12 protein-coding genes are annotated in these 17,195 nt (G+C 69.8%); 2 read left to right on the forward strand and 10 right to left on the reverse strand.

What is annotated here, in order from left to right:
* Positions 1–91 precede the first annotated feature (91 nt).
* Genes F4X11_20000 through F4X11_20010 form a run of 3 tightly spaced genes read right to left on the reverse strand, consistent with a single transcriptional unit; the run spans position 92 to position 6,035 of the window.
* Positions 92–1,906: a hypothetical protein gene (locus F4X11_20000; GenBank protein MYN67281.1), complete on the reverse strand. Its 1,815-nt coding sequence runs from the start codon at positions 1,904–1,906 to the stop codon at positions 92–94.
* Complete coding sequence (locus tag F4X11_20005; protein MYN67282.1) at positions 1,872–4,643, reverse strand: M1 family metallopeptidase; 2,772 nt, start codon at positions 4,641–4,643, stop codon at positions 1,872–1,874. Before F4X11_20005 ends, F4X11_20000 begins: the two co-directional genes overlap by 35 nt.
* Before the next feature lie 3 nt (positions 4,644–4,646).
* Entirely contained in the window at positions 4,647–6,035 is a 1,389-nt protein-coding gene (locus tag F4X11_20010; protein ID MYN67283.1) for an aminotransferase class I/II-fold pyridoxal phosphate-dependent enzyme, read from the reverse strand.
* On the opposite strand from F4X11_20010, the gene F4X11_20015 reads away from it, so the two are divergent.
* A complete protein-coding gene (locus tag F4X11_20015; GenBank protein MYN67284.1) occupies positions 6,034–6,285 on the forward strand; it encodes an ACT domain-containing protein in 252 nt (83 codons plus the stop codon). The genes F4X11_20010 and F4X11_20015 overlap by 2 nt on opposite strands.
* 11 nt (positions 6,286–6,296) lie before the next feature.
* Here the strand turns inward: F4X11_20015 and F4X11_20020 are convergent, their stop codons facing one another.
* The 4 genes from F4X11_20020 to F4X11_20035 all read right to left on the reverse strand — a co-directional run bounded on the left by F4X11_20020 (position 6,297) and on the right by F4X11_20035 (position 10,981).
* Positions 6,297–6,503: a hypothetical protein gene (locus F4X11_20020; protein ID MYN67285.1), complete on the reverse strand. Its 207-nt coding sequence runs from the start codon at positions 6,501–6,503 to the stop codon at positions 6,297–6,299.
* Between the two features lie 35 nt (positions 6,504–6,538).
* Complete coding sequence (locus tag F4X11_20025) at positions 6,539–8,872, reverse strand: AAA domain-containing protein (protein MYN67286.1); 2,334 nt, start codon at positions 8,870–8,872, stop codon at positions 6,539–6,541.
* Positions 8,873–8,896: 24 nt separating this feature from the next.
* On the reverse strand, positions 8,897–9,220 hold the full coding sequence (locus F4X11_20030; GenBank protein MYN67287.1) for an ATP-dependent Clp protease adaptor ClpS: 324 nt from the start codon (positions 9,218–9,220) through the stop codon (positions 8,897–8,899).
* A gap of 156 nt (positions 9,221–9,376) precedes the next feature.
* On the reverse strand, positions 9,377–10,981 hold the full coding sequence (locus F4X11_20035; GenBank protein MYN67288.1) for an ATP-binding protein: 1,605 nt from the start codon (positions 10,979–10,981) through the stop codon (positions 9,377–9,379).
* Positions 10,982–10,998: 17 nt separating this feature from the next.
* On the opposite strand from F4X11_20035, the gene F4X11_20040 reads away from it, so the two are divergent.
* Positions 10,999–11,922 (forward strand): MBL fold metallo-hydrolase, encoded by a 924-nt coding sequence (locus F4X11_20040; protein ID MYN67289.1) that lies wholly within the window; start codon positions 10,999–11,001, stop codon positions 11,920–11,922.
* Between the two features lie 17 nt (positions 11,923–11,939).
* Here F4X11_20040 and F4X11_20045 read toward each other — a convergent pair whose 3' ends face one another.
* Genes F4X11_20045 through F4X11_20055 form a run of 3 tightly spaced genes read right to left on the reverse strand, consistent with a single transcriptional unit; the run spans position 11,940 to position 17,157 of the window.
* The gene (locus F4X11_20045; protein ID MYN67290.1) at positions 11,940–15,260 is read right to left on the reverse strand and encodes an ATP-binding protein; all 3,321 of its coding nucleotides are present in this window, start codon (positions 15,258–15,260) and stop codon (positions 11,940–11,942) included.
* A gap of 14 nt (positions 15,261–15,274) precedes the next feature.
* A complete protein-coding gene (locus F4X11_20050; protein MYN67291.1) occupies positions 15,275–15,859 on the reverse strand; it encodes a hypothetical protein in 585 nt (194 codons plus the stop codon).
* Positions 15,856–17,157, reverse strand: coding sequence for an AAA family ATPase (locus tag F4X11_20055; protein ID MYN67292.1), 1,302 nt, complete (start codon positions 17,155–17,157; stop codon positions 15,856–15,858). Before F4X11_20055 ends, F4X11_20050 begins: the two co-directional genes overlap by 4 nt.
* Positions 17,158–17,195: the final 38 nt, after the last annotated feature.

The raw sequence follows: 17,195 nt of genomic DNA on the forward strand, positions 1-17,195 counted from the left end.
GCGTGCGCGTGCCGCGGGCTCCCGAGGCTGGGAGCCTAGGCCGCAGGAGTTTCGCTGGCGCGAAACTCCCAACGCGACCGCAAGGTCGCGCTTAGTCGGCGGTGACGCCGGCCCCGGCGCCGTCCTGCGGGTGGAGGATCGCGTAGGCCGGCAGGCCGATGGCCTCGAAGGTCTCCATCACCTCGCGCGCAGGCGAGATGCCGAGATCCTCCGCCTGGAACTTGACCTTGACGTACTCGTCGAGCGCCGCCTGCACGCCGGCGGCCTGGAGGGTCGTCCTGTCCATGGTCAGGCAGTTCTTGCACCACGTCGCCCAGACGTCGACGAGCACCGGCTTGCCCTCGGACTCGGCGGCGGCCAACCCCCGGGCGAGCGAGGGGTGCCAGCCTTCGCTCACCAGCTCCTGCACGCTCTCGGCGACCAGGTCCGGATCGACCCAGCGCTGGCTGAACAGGCCGTAGGACAGGTACCCGTAGTAGACGGCCGTGCCGAGAATGAACACGCCGAATGCCTGCTTGACCCGCACCATCCAGGGCCCGGGCTTCGGCATCAACGTCAGTCCGGCGCCGGCGATCGGCCACGGGATGGCCATCCCGATCCCCAGCACGAAAGGCAGCGCGAGCGCCAGCGTGGTGCCGGTGCCGTACAGGTTGCTGGAGAAGACGATGACCTGGATCACCACCGGCGCGACGCAGGCGCCCGCCAGGAGCGCCGCCACGCCGCCCATGCCGAACGCCAGCAGGAACGATCCCTGTCCGGAGGCCCCGCCGGAGAAGCGGTTCTGGAAGCGCGAGAAGTCGATCGTGACGACGTCGAACATCGCCAGCGTCAGCACGACGAACAGCAGTGCGATGCCGAGGTTGAACCAGGGCGAGGCGTTGATCGTGCCGAAGGTCCCGGCGGTCAGGATCACCACGAGCCCGAGCACGCCGTACACCAGCGCCATGGCCAGGCCGTAGGCGCTTCCCAGCGAGAAGCCGCGCAGCCGTGAGCCGGCGCGGGCGCCCGCCCCGATGATCGCCAGATTGATCGGGATCATCGGCAGCACGCACGGCGTCAGGTTCAGCGCGAGTCCGCCGATGAGGATGAGGGCCAGGATGGCCAACGGGCCGCGTCCCTCGAACCATCCCCGCTCGACCTCGCCCGACTCGGCGCGCCGGATGAACTCGAGGAACTGCTCCTCGTTCAGGTAGCCGCCGGTGGTTGCGGCGACGGTGAACCGCTCCAGCCGCGCCAGCACGTCGCCTTCGTCGACGGGCTCGGCCGGGGGCGGCGAAGCGGTTCGCGGCGGATCGGCGGCGCCCGCCGCGGTGAAGGCCATTCTCTCGAACCGCTCGGCCCCCGTCGGCGTGGGCACCTGATCGCCGGGCGCGATGCGGACCTGGAACGCCAGCCTGGCGGTCGCCGGGATGTAGCACATGCGCTCGTCGCACGCCTGGTAGCGGAGCGAGGCCGGCACCTCGTAGTCGCCCGGCGCCAGGTCCCCCTCGATGGCAAGGGCGACGCCGATGGCGAACGTCTCTTCGAACACGGCCAGAGGCTGTTCCGCGCCCTGCTGCTCCAGCATGACCGGCTCCGGCCAGGCGAGGCCCGCGACGGCGATCCCGGCAGGCGGTTCCACCGTGAGCACGGTGGGAATCAGAAAGTCCTCGAGCGGTTCGTTCGAGTTGACGTGCAGGCCGCTTCCCGCGGGCTCGAGCCGGGCGTCGACGGCGACCCGATGCGTGGAGCCGGCGTGCGCCACATCGGCCTCGGCCACCGTCGCGATGTCGATCGAGATCCGCCCCGGCTGCGCCGTCGCGGCCGGCGGCGCACTCAACGCCGCGGCGGCCGCGGCCAGCGCCCAAAGTGTCCGGCGCAAGAGCCCGGAACTATCCAACCTCGACAAGCGCCCCTCCATCCTCATTGACCTCCACGTCCCGGAGCCGACCGCGGAGCGGCACGCGCACCTCGGTCACCTCGCCGGCGACCGGCACGACCAGCGTCTCGCGGGCGTTTCCCCGATAACGGAGCGTGACGGTGATCGGCACCTCGAAAAGCTTGCCTCGCTGCTCGAACCGCAACACGGCTTCGCGACCGCCGGAGCCGGACTCGATCCGGTACCGGAAGTCGACATCGGGCAGGTCGTCCTCGTGAATCCAGCGATCGAAGAACGCCGTGAGCGATCGCCCTGACTCGGCCTCGAACGCCCGGATCAGGTCGTCCGTCCCCGCCTTTCGGAACCGCATCTCGTTGTAGTAGCGCCTGATCCCGGCGAAAAAGGTGTCGTCCCCGAGGAGGCGCCGCAGCATGTGCAGCACCATCGCGCCCTTGTTGTAGACGAGCGCCCGGAACACGCGCGGCTCGTCCTCGATGCGTCCCAGGCGGTTGCCGAGATACACCGGCCCCTGATCCGAATGCCGCAGGCTCCAGCGCCGCATCTGGGTGAGCACGTCGGAGAAGACCTCCGGCCCGCTGCGGTGCTCGGCGTAGAGGGCGGCGAAGTACTGCGCGAGGCCCTCGCTCAGCCACTGCTCGTGGTAGTTCTTCCACCCGACGGCCTGACCCCACCACTGGTGCGCGAGCTCGTGGGCCAGAAAGAAGTCGGGATACGAGCTGAAAGCGACCGGATCGGTGCGCCACGACATCATCACCCCGGGGGGCAACGGCAACGGCTGATTCAGGACGGCGAAGTACGCCGGACTGTGACCGCCGGGCAGGATCGCGTCGGTCAGGGCGAGGGTGAACGTGGGGTACGGAACGTCGCCGACGACGGAGGCATAGAAGTCGAGTATGTCCGCGGCGGCGGCGTAGTATCGGCCGACCCGATCCCGCGTGCGCTCGTTGGACTCCACCGCCAGCCGCACGCTGTCGTAGGAGACGCCGTGCCGCACCGTCCCCGTCGTCTCCGGAGCGGCGTCCAGCGTCACCAGGCCCGCATTGTCCGCAACCGGCGCGAACTCGCTGATCAGACAGGAAAGATAGCGTGTCGGCTGAAGCGTGACGTACCGGTACCGCCGCGTCCCGGCAGCGTCGCCGTTCGGCGCCCAGACGGCTGGATTGTCGTCGCTCGGCTCGCCACTCGCGACGACGCCGTAGTCGGCCGGCACGGTCAGGTCCATCGTCGCGGTGGCGTAGTCCGACGTGCCCGCACGGGGATACCAGTGGATCGAGTTGCTGTAGACGTAGCGGCGCGCGCCGATGCCGAAGAGCGTGGGTGCGCCGACCGAGTCGAGGCCGAACCCCCGCCGGCCCATCCAGTTCTCGTCGAGCTCCTGGGCCTCGAGCAGCCCGGAGTACTCGATTTCCACCGTGAACTCGGCACCGACGGGCGGGACGCCGCTCGGCAGGCTGACGATGACGTTGTCCCGGCCGCGCATGCGAAAGAACAGCAGCGGGCCCAGCTCGTTCGAGACGACCGAATGCACCTCGAGATCCTCCGCCAGACGCAGGGTCAGCGACGTCAGGTTCGGTCCGGTGACGCGCACGGCCAGTCGGGTCCGGCCGGTGATGAAGCAGCCGCGCAGCCGGGGCTGCGCCCGCAGCGACTCGCGCGCGACGCCGGCGGGCTGGAAGGACGCCGCGATCCGGTAGTCGAGGACGTCGTAGGCGACCCCGTCGTCCTCGCTGTAGTAGCGGCCCTGCACCGCGCGCTTCCGCGCCGACGAGTAGAGGGCGATGATGCGCTGGTTCTCGCGCTCGTAGAGCGATACGTCCTCCGGTTGATTCGCGGACTGCGCGAAGGTCAGCGTCCCGTACCGATCGGTCTGCATGTCGGCGATGAAGTCGCCGCCGCCGGGCGTCAAGGACCAAGCCTTCCGGCTCAGATCGCCGAGGTCGAGCCCGAACGACAAGGGTGCGAACTCGTCGAAGATCTCGCGGGCCCGTTCGAGCTCGCCACGGTCGACCGCGCGCGCACGCAGGCCGTCGACCGAGACTCGCGCCGCGAACCGCGCCGGGTTCAACCGAACGAACGCCCCTGAGAGATCGGCCTCCAGGGTCTCGCGTCCGGTCAGCAACCGAACCTGCCCTCGTTCGGCCTCGGGCGCGGGTGCGAAAGTGAGGACGCCGTCGCCGAGGAGCACCATCGCGGTGATGCCGCCCGCGTCGGTCTCGGCGACGAAGACGCTGCCCCGCACCATGTGCAGGGTCATGTCCTCGCCCGCGATGACGAGGTTCGCCGCGTCGTACGCCACGTCGGCGTTCAGCGTGAGGTTGAGGAGTCCCTCGACGACGTCGACGCGTTCCTGGCCGGCGATCCGCCAGCCGTGGGGGCCGTCGCCGGCGCCGTCGTCCCGTACGACGTCGACGGTCCAGGTCTGGAGCCGGCCCGCGACGCCGCGCTCCGTGAACACCTCGACGGTCAACTCGTAGCCGGTCCCGTCGGCCTCGTCGTCGAGCGGGCGGACGAAACGCCCCCGCGCCGCCGCTTCCTGCACGTTCCGCCTCAACGCGTCGGCGGTGAAGGCGCGCGCCGCGGTTCGGTCGGCGCCGTCCGCCAGCAGGTCCATGTAGGCTTCGGTGTCGGCCGTTCGCACCGCCGCCTCGAGGCGAGCCACGAGCGGGTCGAAATCCGCGAGGGTTGGCGTCTGCGCCGCGGCGCCGGCGGCTGCCAGCGACAACGCGCCGACGATCGCACCCGTGACGGCGCGAGAGCGGATCATGAGCTACTCCGCGAGGAAATCCGCGGTGAACGTCTCGATGGCGTCGTAGAACGAGTCGAGCTCCGCCGGCGGCGCCAGGAACACGATACGGAAATAGCCGTCCGCGGGCGCGGTCCCGAATCCCGAGCCGTACACGCACAGCAGGCCGGTGGCGCGCAGCAGTCCGATGACGTAGTCCTCGTCGGTGCGGCCCGGCGGCAGCTCGACCTTCGGCATCGCATAGAACGCCGCCGCCGGACGCACGCAGGAGACGCCGTCGATCGCGTTGAGCCGGCGCGTCGTCACTTGCGCGCGCTCGCGCAGCGCGCGGAGGAACTCGACCTGGTGCGACTTGTCGCCGTTCAACGCCGCGGGGACCGCGTACTGCATCGGGCCCACGCTGCAGAGGCGGCCGTCGGCCATGTCCTTGATCGCCGCGAGCGCGGCGTCGAGCCGCGCGCCGCCGCCCACCGCCATCCAGCCGGCCCGCCAGCCCGGCGCCAGATGCGCCTTCGACAGCGACGAGAACGATATTACCGGCGCGTCCGGGTTGTACGACCCGAGCGGTGAAACCCGGCCGTCGTAGGCGAGATCGGTGTAGCCCTCGTCGGAGAGGAGCACGATGTTGTGGCGATCCGCCAGCTCCAGCAGCGCGAGGCGGTTGTCGCGCGTGTAGACGGCTCCGGTCGGGTTGTTCGGGTCGACCACGACGAGCGCGCGGGTCCGCGGCGAGATCAGGCTCTCGACATGTTCGATGTCCGGCTGCCACCCGTAGGCCGGATCCTTGCGGTAGTAGACGGCGCGGGCGCCGAGCTTCGCGAGCACCCCGGTGTACAGCGGATAGGTCGGCACCGAGACCAGCACCTCGTCGCCGTGATCGACGAGCACGCTGAGGGCGAGGTCGATGCCCTCCGAAGCCCCGGCGGTCAGCACCACGCGGTCCGGCGACACGGCCAGCCCGCGTGTCTCGAAGTCGGCCGCGACGGCTTCCCGGGCTTCGGGCACGCCGGCCGCCGGCGTGTAGCCGTTGTACCCGTCGCGCATCGCGCGCTCCACCGCCTCAATCAGGTGCGGCGGGGTCCGGAAGCCGAACAGCACGGGATCGCCGATGTTCAGGTAGCGGACGCGCCGGCCGCGCGCCTCCGCCTTGCGCGCTTCGGCGACGATGCCGCGGATCGCGTAGTCGAACGCGGCGCTTCGCTTCGCCACCGGCACGGTGAACGGCGCATCGACGACCATCTGTTGATGATACCGCAGCTTCGCGGCTAAGCTCCCGCGCATGGCGATCCGGACCGAGCTCTCCCTGCGGCTGCCGAACAGTCCCGGCGCCCTCGGCCGCGCGTGCCGGATTCTCGGCGACGAGCGGGTCAACGTCGTCGCCCTCACCGTCGAACGCGGCGGCACGCTCCGCATGGTGGTGGACAACCCGCTGCGCGCGGCCGGGGCGCTCGCCGAACACGGGCATGCCGTCGAGCAGCGTTCCGTGCTGTTCCTGGAGGTGCCGAACGGACCGGGGGCCCTCGGGCGCGCGGCGGGCCTGCTGGCGGCAGCCGACGTGAACATCGAGTACGCCTACGCGTCGGCGATCGGGAGCCAGCCGCTGGCGGCGGTCGTGGTCGGGGCGGAGGACGCCGAGCGGGCCGCCACGGCGGCCGGCGTCTAGCGCCCAGGACGCTAGGAATCCGTCGTCCGCGGCGCGATGGAGGCGTCGAGGGCTTCGACGAGCTCGCGCAGCGACGCCATCTCCTTCTCGGCCGCGTAGAGGATGGCGCGGGTCTCCTGGAGCGAGGGCCTGCTCCATTCCTCGTCCTCGAAACACACCTGCCCGCGCTCGTCGAAATCGACGAGGACCGCGTCCATCGGCTCCACGTAGAGACGCATGGAATGCCTTCAGCGGGAAGCGGCCCGTCTCCGGTTCATTCGCTGGCGGCCTCTTCCGGGGCCCGGGCCGGGGCCTCCGCCGGTTCGATGGAAAAGTGCAGCGTGTCTTCCGCCAGCCCAATCCGGACGGTGCCGCCGTGTTCGAGCCGGCCGAACAGGATCTCGTCGGTCAGCGGATTGCGTACCTCCGTCTGCACGACGCGGGCGAGCGGTCGCGCACCGTACACCGGGTCGTAGCCCCTGCCGGCGAGCCAGGCCCTGGCGGCCGGGTCGAGCGCGATGGCCACCCTGCGCTCGGCCAACTGCGACTCGAGTTGCAGGATGAACTTCTCGACGATCGTCTCCATCGTCGCCGGCGCGAGCGCGTCGAACGGTACGATGGCGTCGAGCCGGTTGCGGAACTCGGGACTGAAGATCCGCTCGATGGCCGCCTTCATCCGCCCCCGCGCGGTCGCCGCCTGATCGTCGCCGAATCCGATGGGGGTGGCGCTGGCCTCGCGCGAGCCGGCGTTGGAGGTCATGATGAGGATCACGTGGCGGAAGTCGGCCCGGCGCCCGCCGTTGTCGGTGAGCGTGGCGTGGTCCATGACCTGCAGCAGGATGTTGTAGATGTCGGGATGCGCCTTCTCGATCTCGTCGAGGAGCACCACGCTGTACGGGTGGGAGCGCACGGCGTCGACCAGCAGGCCGCCCTGCTCGAAGCCGACGTACCCGGGCGGGGCGCCGATCAGACGCGCCACCGCGTGCTTCTCCATGTACTCGCTCATGTCGTAGCGGATGAACTCGTTGCCCAGGTGGATGGCGAGCTGCCGCGCGAGCTCCGTCTTGCCGACCCCGGTCGGTCCCGTGAAGAGAAAGCAGCCGGCGGGATGGTCGGGCACGCCGAGCCCGGCCCGCGCCCGCTTGATGGCGGTGACCACGGTCGCGACCGCCTCGGACTGCCCGAAGACGACGCGCTCGAGCGCCTCGCCCAGCGTCCGCAGGCGTTCCTTGTCCGACGAGGTCGTCTGCTTCTCCGGGATCCGCGCCATGCGGGCGACGACACGCTCGACGTCGGCGATGGTCACCTCCGGAGCCTCGGCGCCGGTGTCTGCCTCTTCGGCGGCGTCGGCCGCCGTCCGCTGCATGCCGATCGCGGCGCCCGCCTCGTCCAGGATGTCGATGGCGCCGTCGGGCAGCCGTGAATCCCGCAGGTGGCGCTTGGCCAGCTTCGCGGCGGCAGGCACGGTCTCCGGACCGAACGTCACGCCGTGGTGCTCCTCGTAGCGCGACCGCAGCCCCTCGAGGATCTTCGACGTCTCGTCGACGGTCGGCTCCTCCACCACGACTTTCTGCAGCCGCCGCGCCAGCGCCCGGTCCTTCTCGATGTGCTTGAACTCCTCGAAGGTCGTCGATCCGATGACCCGCAGCTCGCCCGCCGACAGCAGCGGCTTGATCAGGGTCGCCAGGTCCATCGTCCCGCCGGTGGTCGCCCCGGCGCCGACCGTCGCGTGCACCTCGTCGATGAAGAGGATCGGCAGCGGATGATCGGCCAGCGCCTTCGTGACCGCCTTGAACCGCTCCTCGAAGTCGCCGCGGAAACGCGTCCCCGCCAGCAGGGCGGCGGTGTCGAGCGAGAAGACCTCCGCGCCGGCCAGCCGCGCCGGCACGTCCTCCTCCGTCAGCCGCGCCGCGAGCCCTTCGGCGAGCGCGGTCTTGCCGACGCCCGCGTCGCCGACGAACACCGGGTTGTTCTTGCGCCGCCGGCAGAGGATCTGCAGCGTCCGCTGCAGCTCCGGGACCCGGCCGATCAGCGGATCCAGCGCCCCGGCCCGGGCCCGTTCCGACAGGTTGGCCGTGTAGGCTTGCAGCGGATCGCGGGCCGCGGCGCGTCCTTCCTCGCCCGCGCCGGCCTCGGCCCCGTTCCTCCGCTTGTCGCGTTCGCCGTCTCCCGGCGAGACCTTGGCGATGCCGTGCGAGATGTAGTTGAGGACGTCGAGTCGGGTGACCCCCTGCGCGGCCAGCACCTCGGCCGCGTGCGCCTTGGGCTGCTGGAGGATGGCGGCCAGGATGTCGCCCGCCCGCACCTCGTCCTTGCCGGCGCTCTGCACGTGCAGCACGGCCGTCTGCAGCACGCGGCGGAAGGCGAGCGTCTGCGCCGGCTCGCCGTTGCGCTCGCGGCGGCCCGCGGTCTCCAGGGTCCCGAGGAACTCGTCGAGCGCACTCCGCAGCTCCCGCAGGTCGGCGCCGCAGGCGGCCAGGATCCGCTCCGCCTCGGTGTCGTGGGCCAGGGCGTAGAGGAGGTGCTCCAGGGTCAGGTGCGTATGGCGCCGCGACATCGCCTCGCGGTAGGCGACGTTGAGAATCAACTCGAGGGAGGCGCTGAACATGCGGATGCCGTGGGAGGGCCGCGGTTACCCGTCGCCCTCGATGGAGGCCTGCAGCGGGAACCCGCCGCGCTCGGCGAGCTGCCGGACCGTGTCGACCTTCGTTTCGGCCACCTCGTACGTATAGGCGCCGCAGACCGCCTGACCCTCGGTGTGCACCTGCATCATCAGCCGGAATGCCTCGGCCGGCGTCTTCCGGAACACCTCTTCGATGACCGCGACCACGAACTCCATCGTCGTGTAGTCGTCGTTCAGCAGCAGGACGCGGTACAGCTTCGGGGTGACGGTCTTGTCGCGCGTGCGCTCGATCACCTCGCCGCCGGGCTGCCGGTCGTCGTCGTGGGCGGTCATGCCTGCAGTCGCCCGAGCGGGCTTCGCGGGGCCACGTTGCCAGAGTACCGGCATGGGTTTCGCGCGGTCAAGCGGCGCGCATGTCGGCCCACGGGCGGCTGCGCGGCCGGCAGCCGGGATGGTCGCCTCTGCGGAACGGACGTGGCCGGTTCGAGATCAGCCGTCGATCAACCAGGCCAGCATGGACGCCGGGACCGCCATGACGCCGGCGTCTTCGACGTCCAGCTCGGTGCGGGTCGCAACGATGCCGCGCCAGCCGGAAGCGGCCAGGGTTTGCGCCTCGCGCCGCCAGCGGCCGTCGACGTACTTCGACTCGATGGCGACACCGCCGAATTCGGGACCGACGAAGTCGATCTCCTTGCGGGTCGCGGTTCGGTGGTAGAGCACGCGGTCGAACTCCGGATAGCTGCCCGGGTGGGCGCGTTCGAAGTTGCGCAACAAGGCCATGCCGATCTGCTGTTGGGAGAGCACGTTCGCATCGGGCGTGCCCGGTCCGAGGCGTGCGTAGACGGGATCGGTGAAGTAGGCCTTCGCCTGCGCGTTCAGCTTGGGTCGCAACCGGTCCTCCCGGTGGCACGGCCAGAGAACGAAAGCCTCGCGCAGATCGTCGATGCGCCGCCGCGCGGTGGGTTGCGAAACACCGATGTCGTCCGCGATCGCGGCGTAGTTGAGCGGGGAGCAGAGACTGTTCGTCATGCGTTCCAGGAACGCGAGGGTCTGCACCCGTGACCACTCGGTGCGCCGGAAGGCGTCGCCGTGGATGACGTCGATCAGACTGCGCACGAACGCCGGCGCGACCTCGCGGGCGGTCAGGTAGCCGGCGACGGCGGTGGGGAATCCGCCCACCAGCAGGTAGGCGTCCCAGGCGCCGGCCAGCAGATCCAGCCAGGGCGCCAGTGCGCGGGCCGCCTCGGCCACCCGTTGCGGGGTCAGGTCCACGGCCCGGAGCCGGCCCACGTCCACCGGCGCCGGCTCCTCGGCCGTGAGCTGCATGAAGGTCCGGAAACCCATCGGCAGCAGCACCCGGTCCGGATCGCCGGCCGGCCCGCGCCGCCCGGCAAGCGCCTTCACCGATCCCGTCAGATCCGCGGCCGAGGATCCGGTGATCACCACGGTGTCGGCGCGGAACCGCGCGTCGTTGTCGCGCAGAAACTTGATCCGTTCGGGCCAACCGTCCGTGATGCCGGTGATCTCGTCGATGAACCAGAACCGCCGGCCGCCGCGCGGCGTCAACGGCCGCGCAGCCTGGACGAGGCCGCCCAGGTCGTTGGCGCGCCAGCCGTCGACCGAGGCGTGCAGGATGCGTCTCGGCTCGGCGCCGCCCGCGATCAGGGTCTCTATGGCGCGCTTGACCTCCACCGACTTGCCGACGCGCCGTGGGCCGCGCAGCACGTACAGTCCGCCCGGCGCGAGGTCGTCGAGCACGCCGGCGGAGTAGCGGAACGGGGCATCGTCGGCGTCCCGCAGGTCCGGATCGTCCCGCGACCATCCGCGCGGGTTGCGCCACCAGCGGTTGGTCGCCACCAGCATCCGCTGCACGTCGCCCTGTTTCACCGTGGGATCCTCAATGTCTGCGGCAGGGGTCCGGCCCGCGACTTCGATAATGTATACATTATCGAACACAATAAGTTTGAAAATGTGCTCTTTTTCAAATATCGGAGGTTGGGCCCGGCGCGGTCGGCCCGATTGCCGCCCGGGTCCGACGACCGGCCGAAGGACAGCGTCGCCTGCGCCGGCACCGTCTCTGCGGCGCAGCTCCATAGTACAATCCGGCCCCGGTGGAGACGATTGCGCGCGGCATCACGTACACCGACCTGCTGCACCGCGGCCGGCCGCGCGTCATCGCGACTGCCATCGTGCAGAGCGCCGCCGGGGTCGCGCTCATCGATCCGGGTCCGACGTCGTGCCTGGAGACGCTCCGGACGGCGCTCGCCGACGCCGGCATCGCGATCGCCGACGTGCGCGCTCTGCTGCTGACGCACATCCATCTCGATCACGCCGGCGCCACCGGATCGCTGCTGCGGGAGAACCCCGACATCGCGGTCTACGTCCACGAGCGGGGCGCACCGCACATGATCGACCCGTCGAAGCTGCTCGCCAGCGCCGCGCGGCTCTACGGCGACGAGATGGACGAGCTCTGGGGGGCCTTCCTGCCGGTGCCCGAGGCCAACGTGCGGGTGCTCGCCGGCGGGGAACGCATCGGGGCGGCGGACCGCAGGTTCGAGGTCGCCTACACGCCGGGGCACGCCTCCCACCACGTCAGCTTCCTCGACCGCGAGAGCGGCATCGCCTTCGTCGGCGACGTCGCCGGCGTCCGGACCGGCCACGAGCTCTTCGTGCTGCCGCCCACGCCCCCGCCCGACATCGACGTCGAAGTCTGGGGGCAGAGCATCGAGCTTGTCCGGCAGTGGCGCGCGTCGACCCTGCTGGTCACCCACTTCGGCGCGCACCACGATCCGGAAAAGCACCTCGACGCCATGCAGACCCACCTGACCACGATGACCGACATCGCGCGGGAGTGCATCACGGCGGGGGGCGGCGCTTCGGAACAGCAGAGCCGCTTCGTCGACGAGATGCGCGCCTACATCGAGCAGCACATCCCGGCCGACGAGGCGGGCCTCTACGGCACCGCGGCGCCGCTCGATCAGTGCTTCCTCGGCCTCGCGCGCTACTGGCGCAAGCGCGGGGTGACGGGCGAGTAGCGGCGGGAATCGACCGCTCAGCGCTTCAGGCGCAGGTCGGGGCTGACCTCGCGGAGCAGGTCGTCGATCGACGCGACAGTGTCCGCATCGACGTCCTTGCCGCCGTCGCCGAGCGCGACATCGAGCCGGAACTCCAGCGACACGCCGGCCGCGGACTTCACGATGTCCGGCAGCACGTCGATCAGGTCCTGCAGGGCGGCCGGATCGAGCACCGCGGAGCACCTGTACGCGGCCCGCGACTCGGCCGCCTTCGGTGTGGCGGAGGACGGTTCGAACGCGATGGGGGGCCTCAGGACCACCGCCGCCGCGCCGGCAACGTCACACGGCCACGCGTCGCTGCCGGGCGTCGTTTCCAGCCAACGAGACGCGATCGCGTCGTCGACCGCGCGGCGCAGCACCGTCCACGGGAGGGGACGGCCTTCCTGACCGGCCAGGGCGACGGAAAGCGCCAGGACTGTCGCTTCACCGGACGTCCAGGCGTCGGGGAGGGCGTCCACCATGAGGCGCTGCACCGGCAGCGGGTCCAGCGGCGCCCGCAACGTGGCGGCGGGGGTCAGGACGCCGGCCGGCAGCGGCTCGCCCTGGAAGCTGGCCGGTCCGTTGAGCAGCCACAGACCGCCCCGCCGCACCGCCTGCGCGACGGCCGCTTCGACCGCGCCAGGGGCGCACGCCGGGATGTCGACCGGCTCGTCGTAGCCTTCGCGCGGCGTCATCACCGTCCGCCCGCCGGCGAAGTAGTCGATGACGGCGGCGACGGTGATCGACTCGCCCTCCCAGAGCCGGGGCAGGATTCCCGGCGCCAGGATGCTCGCATCGAGGTTGGACAGCGTGGCCGCGCCCGGGAGGAAGAGCTCCAGGGCCGGTTCCGCGCGCGCCGCCTCGTCCACCGGCGTCCGCCACCACGTCCGGACCGTGCGGTCGGGCCGCGGGAGCGACGCTACGAACAGGCCGTCCTGCACGCCGCGGTCGATGGTGGCGAGGATCTCCTGCACGCGGAGCATCTTCGGCAGCCGCGGGTGCTCGGCGAACGCGCTCGTCAGGTCCTTCACGCGTCGCGACGGCTCGTCGTCGCGCCACAGGTCGTACGGCCCGCCCGGCAACAGCGCCTCGGCGTTGATCGCCGTCTCCTGGATGCGCGCACGGCGGTCGGCCTTGACCGTCGCGAACAACGGGTCCGAGCCGACCGTCACCCGGAACGCCTGGACCTCGTTCTGCGGGTTCGCGGTCACGACGATCGTCCACGCCTGCCGAATTGCTTCCGGCATCCTGCGGCGGGCCTCTTCGGTCCAGGTCGCCAGCATGTCCTCGCGCACCGGGTCCTGCGGCTGCCCCTTGAGCTGTTGCTGCACGTCGTCCCAGCCGAGATACTCGCGGACGCGCAGGCGGGCCACGTCGAGCCCGTCGGTCGACGGCGCCACCAGCACGACGGCGTTGCGACGGATGCGGGGGCGATCCGGCCCGGTCGTCTCGTCGATGAAGCGGCGCGCCGCGCGGCTGGGCCGGCCGGCGTTCGAGACGGCCGCCGGCGGCAGGACGGCGAAGTGGAACTCGCCATCGTCCTCGACGTCGCGGGGCCGCTCCGGCAGCATGTGCACCCGCGCGCCGAACGCCCGCGTTCCCTGGGTCAGGCTCTTCGTCGCCCGGACCTCGGCCAGCAGCTTCAGCTCCACCGCTTCCGCCGTCACGCGGTTGGCGCAGGCGTCGTCGTACATCTGCTTCAGGTTGGGCCGGTCGCCGAGCCGCCACGCCTTCGGCAGCGGCGGCGGCCCGCCGTCCGGCGCCGGGTCGCTGCCGAACTCGTTCTCGTCCAGGAACCACGACAGCTCCGTCCAGCGGCGCAGCCCCTGCTCCAGCGCGATGCGGTCGGGGCGCGTCGCGCCCACGAGCCCGATCAGATCCCGCGTGTGCGCCTTCCGGCCGATCGGTTGCGAGCTGAGGAACACGGTGCAGACCGCCTGCTCCACTTCGCGGCCTCGCAGTCCCGCCTGCTCGTCCTGGATGGCCCGCGCCTTGGCCAGCTCGCCCTCGAGGATCGCGGCCCAATCGTGACCGCGGCTCTCGGTCACCTCGCGCGTGGCGATGCCGGTCAGCTCGCGGGCCGCCTCGGCGATGCCATTCCGGTCAGGTGCCGGCAGGAAGACGTTGGGCCCGACCAGGGGCGCCGTGTCCCAAGGCTCCGCGTCCCGCAAGGCGATGGCGAACGTCCGCAGGGTGCCGCGCGTCCGCTGGAAGCGATCGAGCTGCGTCCACCGTACGTAGAAGAGGTCGGTCAGGTCAGGGTGGAAGGGATACCCGCGGGCGAAGCGCTCCTCGGCCGTCCTGCGGTCCTTGCGAACCGTGTCGTCCACCGCGGCAAGGTTGCGCACCGCGGTCGTCACGTGCGGCAGGAACGCATCGGCGTCGGCGATCGACGCGGGAGTGAAGAAACGCCGGCGCAGCACCTCGGCCACGTCCTCCTTCTGGACCGGCTGGACGCCTTCCTCCTTCTGTCGATTGAAGATCTCGCCGATCTGCGCGCTGATCGCCTTGCCGGTATCGTCGCTCTTGTCCAGGTCCGAAGCGAGCAGCGACGCCACCAGCGCGCAGCGGTCGACCTTCGTCACCGCCTGGCACAGATACTGGAAGAAGTCGATCAGCCGGCCGCGCCACGCCTCGTCCACGGCGACCTTGCCGCGCGCGAACATCAGCACCTCGTCGATCAACACGAGCGTCGCCAACCCCTCGGCCTGTGGCCGCGCCAGCAGATCGACCAGCAGGGGTTCGGCCGGCGCCGTCTCGCGCTCCTCGTCCCGGCCCTCGGCGTGCAGCGCCCGGACCCCGACCGTGCCGGCAATCTGGAAGGCGAGCACGCTCCATGGATGCTTCAGCCAGCGCAGCTCGCCCCGCGGCCCGCGCACCTCCATTCCCTTCTCGACGTCCAGCTTGTCGAAGGCGAGCGCGGCGACGCGCGCCGGCGGCAGGGCGGCGCCGGCGTCGGACCTGAACTGCTCCACCGCCGGCAGGTCAGGCAGCGCCGCCGGATCGTGCGCGAGATGGCGCAGCGCCACCAGGGTGTGGGTCTTGCCGCCGCCGTAAGTCAGCTCGAGCTGCCGGACCGCCTTCGTGTTCCGGCCCGCGAGCCGGAGCAGGACGTCCCGCGCCAGCTCGCGCAGCGCGAAGGTCGGGTAGGTCAGCGCGAAGAAGCGAGCGGGATCCTCGTATATCGGCCGCACCCCCCGCTGCATCATCACGTCGTGCAGGTCGGCGGCGAAATCGGCCAGCGACAGCTCGCCGGTGCGCACGTCGTCGCGCAGCTTCACGACGCGGTGCCAGGGGGTCCAGGGGAGCTTCTGGGGCATTTTCTGCATCTCGTTCAATCGCGGCGGACGATGGCCTCGAGCCGCCGGGCCAGGGCGTCGAAATCATCAGGGCACTTCTGGCGGATCGCGCCGATTCGGCGGCTCGCTTCCTGACCCAGAGTGGTGCGCCATTCTCCAGGGCCATAGGTCAAGCCACGCTCTTCAGCCAGCACATCAAAGTACCGCTCCTTGACGTGGACTTCCGTACGGACGTCAATCCAGCGCCAGCCCTTGGGGAGCTCCAGACCGGCGAGAATCCAGGTTTCAATCTCCTCCCAGGCATTCTCGGCGACGAACACGTGAGCGCCATCGAACTCCGATTCGACCCGCGCTTCGATCTCGTCGAGTCGTTGGCGCCGTCCGACGACGCCATCTCGGTCGATGCACAGAATGAAGATGTCCGTCATGCCTCCGTGCTGCCTGACGACCTCCAGTATGCGTTCCGGTTTCAACGCTTCGTTAACGCCGCCAAGGACGGGATCCCGGCACACCTCAATTGTGACTCTCGGTCTGCCGATCGTTCTGAACAACTTAGAAAAGAGAGGCTTCAGGATATACTGGTCCTTGCGAAAATCCTCAGGAATGACCAGGACGTTCACGCTTCGACCCCTTCGCCCTCGGGGTGCTCTTCGGTGAAGGAAAGCGCGGTCTCCATCCAACCGCCAGTCAGTAGGCGTCCCAACCCTTGGGTCTTCCGCAACTCCTCGGCGTTGGGCAGTCCTGCTACCGGGCGGATGATCGAGTCGGCCGCGTCCTCGAGACGGCCAACGACGGAAGTGTTCCCGAACGTGCTGTCGTTGACAAACGCGAGCAGACCCGGTGAGTGGGTGGTCGTAACTACCTGAACGTCACCCTTCGCGGTCTGCTTCTCGATGAGCTCGAGGAGCAACCACTGCCGTGCGGGATGGATGCCGTTGTCGATCTCCTCGAAAAAGTACATCCCTCTCGAATCTTCTGCCAGGAGAGACGCCAACATGGCCAGGAAGCGCAACGTACCGTCGGATACGCTGTAGGCGGACAGTGCCCGTTGGTCCTTTTCGCGGATCACGAGCTGGACGAGCCCCGTGATCTTGTCGACCGGAAACTCGAAGTCCCTCACATCCATCGGTGTGAGTTCGCGGACCCAACTGACCAGGGCGTCCTTGCGTTTCGGATCGTTGCAGACCTTCCGCAGCACTGTCGGCAGGTTCTCGCCCCGGTCGCCCAGAACAGTCTGGCCGGGAAAAGCGGGCTGCCGCATGCGTTCCGGACTCAAGTCAAGGAACCGCATACTGGCCAAGGTGTCGATTGCTCTTTGTGCAGAGTCCTTGTGAGACCGAGCCACCCACTTGTGCTCTTGGATTTGTGTCAACGCCGGCTGATCCGGGCGCACGGCGAGCCGATCTCCGAACTTGCGCTGCCCCCTGGTCTTGGCCATGCGAAGCAGCAGGTGCGCATCGTCGCCTTGCGCGTGCACCGGGTCTCCATGACCCGGATGACTTGTGTAGATTGTCCCGAACGCCGACAGCTCTTCTCGCGTTACTCGAAAACCGCCGGAATTGCGCTCGTCGCGGGAGACTTCGATCAAGTACCTGTCCATCCAATAGGGGGTCTTCTTTTTGGGCTTCAGGTCTACGGACAGGCGGAAACGCTTCCCGTGTTCGACGTTCCCGAGGCGGCTGACTTCATTGGGGGCGCCGCGAATCGATGTCCATTCAGGTTGGCCACCGGACCCATATTTTCCACCGATGATTTCGGACAGCGTGTAGCCGCGCCCGACACCGTGGAGGAACCGAAAAGCGTCCCGGATGTTGCTCTTGCCGCTTGCGTTCGCGCCTACGATCACCGTGAATGGACCGACGCGCAGCGTCTCGTTGATAAAGTTCTTGAAGTCGACGAGTCGTAGGGAGGTGATCATGGCTCTTCTCCCGGAAGGACTTCCCGACTCGGCTCTCT

The organism is Acidobacteriota bacterium, assembly GCA_009861545.1.
In the GTDB taxonomy this organism is placed as follows: Bacteria; Acidobacteriota; Vicinamibacteria; order Vicinamibacterales; family UBA8438; genus WTFV01.

Coding starts and splice junctions, on each gene's coding strand:
- F4X11_20000 (MYN67281.1), bottom strand. CDS start 1,906: ATGAGGATGGAGGGGCGCTTGTCGAGGTTGGATAGTTCCGGGCTCTTG.
- F4X11_20005 (MYN67282.1), bottom strand. CDS start 4,643: ATGATCCGCTCTCGCGCCGTCACGGGTGCGATCGTCGGCGCGTTGTCG.
- F4X11_20015 (MYN67284.1), top strand. CDS start 6,034: ATGGTGGTGGACAACCCGCTGCGCGCGGCCGGGGCGCTCGCCGAACAC.
- F4X11_20010 (MYN67283.1), bottom strand. CDS start 6,035: ATGCGGAGCGTGCCGCCGCGTTCGACGGTGAGGGCGACGACGTTGACC.
- F4X11_20020 (MYN67285.1), bottom strand. CDS start 6,503: ATGCGTCTCTACGTGGAGCCGATGGACGCGGTCCTCGTCGATTTCGAC.
- F4X11_20025 (MYN67286.1), bottom strand. CDS start 8,872: ATGTTCAGCGCCTCCCTCGAGTTGATTCTCAACGTCGCCTACCGCGAG.
- F4X11_20030 (MYN67287.1), bottom strand. CDS start 9,220: ATGACCGCCCACGACGACGACCGGCAGCCCGGCGGCGAGGTGATCGAG.
- F4X11_20035 (MYN67288.1), bottom strand. CDS start 10,981: ATGGAGCTGCGCCGCAGAGACGGTGCCGGCGCAGGCGACGCTGTCCTT.
- F4X11_20045 (MYN67290.1), bottom strand. CDS start 15,260: ATGCCCCAGAAGCTCCCCTGGACCCCCTGGCACCGCGTCGTGAAGCTG.
- F4X11_20055 (MYN67292.1), bottom strand. CDS start 17,157: ATGATCACCTCCCTACGACTCGTCGACTTCAAGAACTTTATCAACGAG.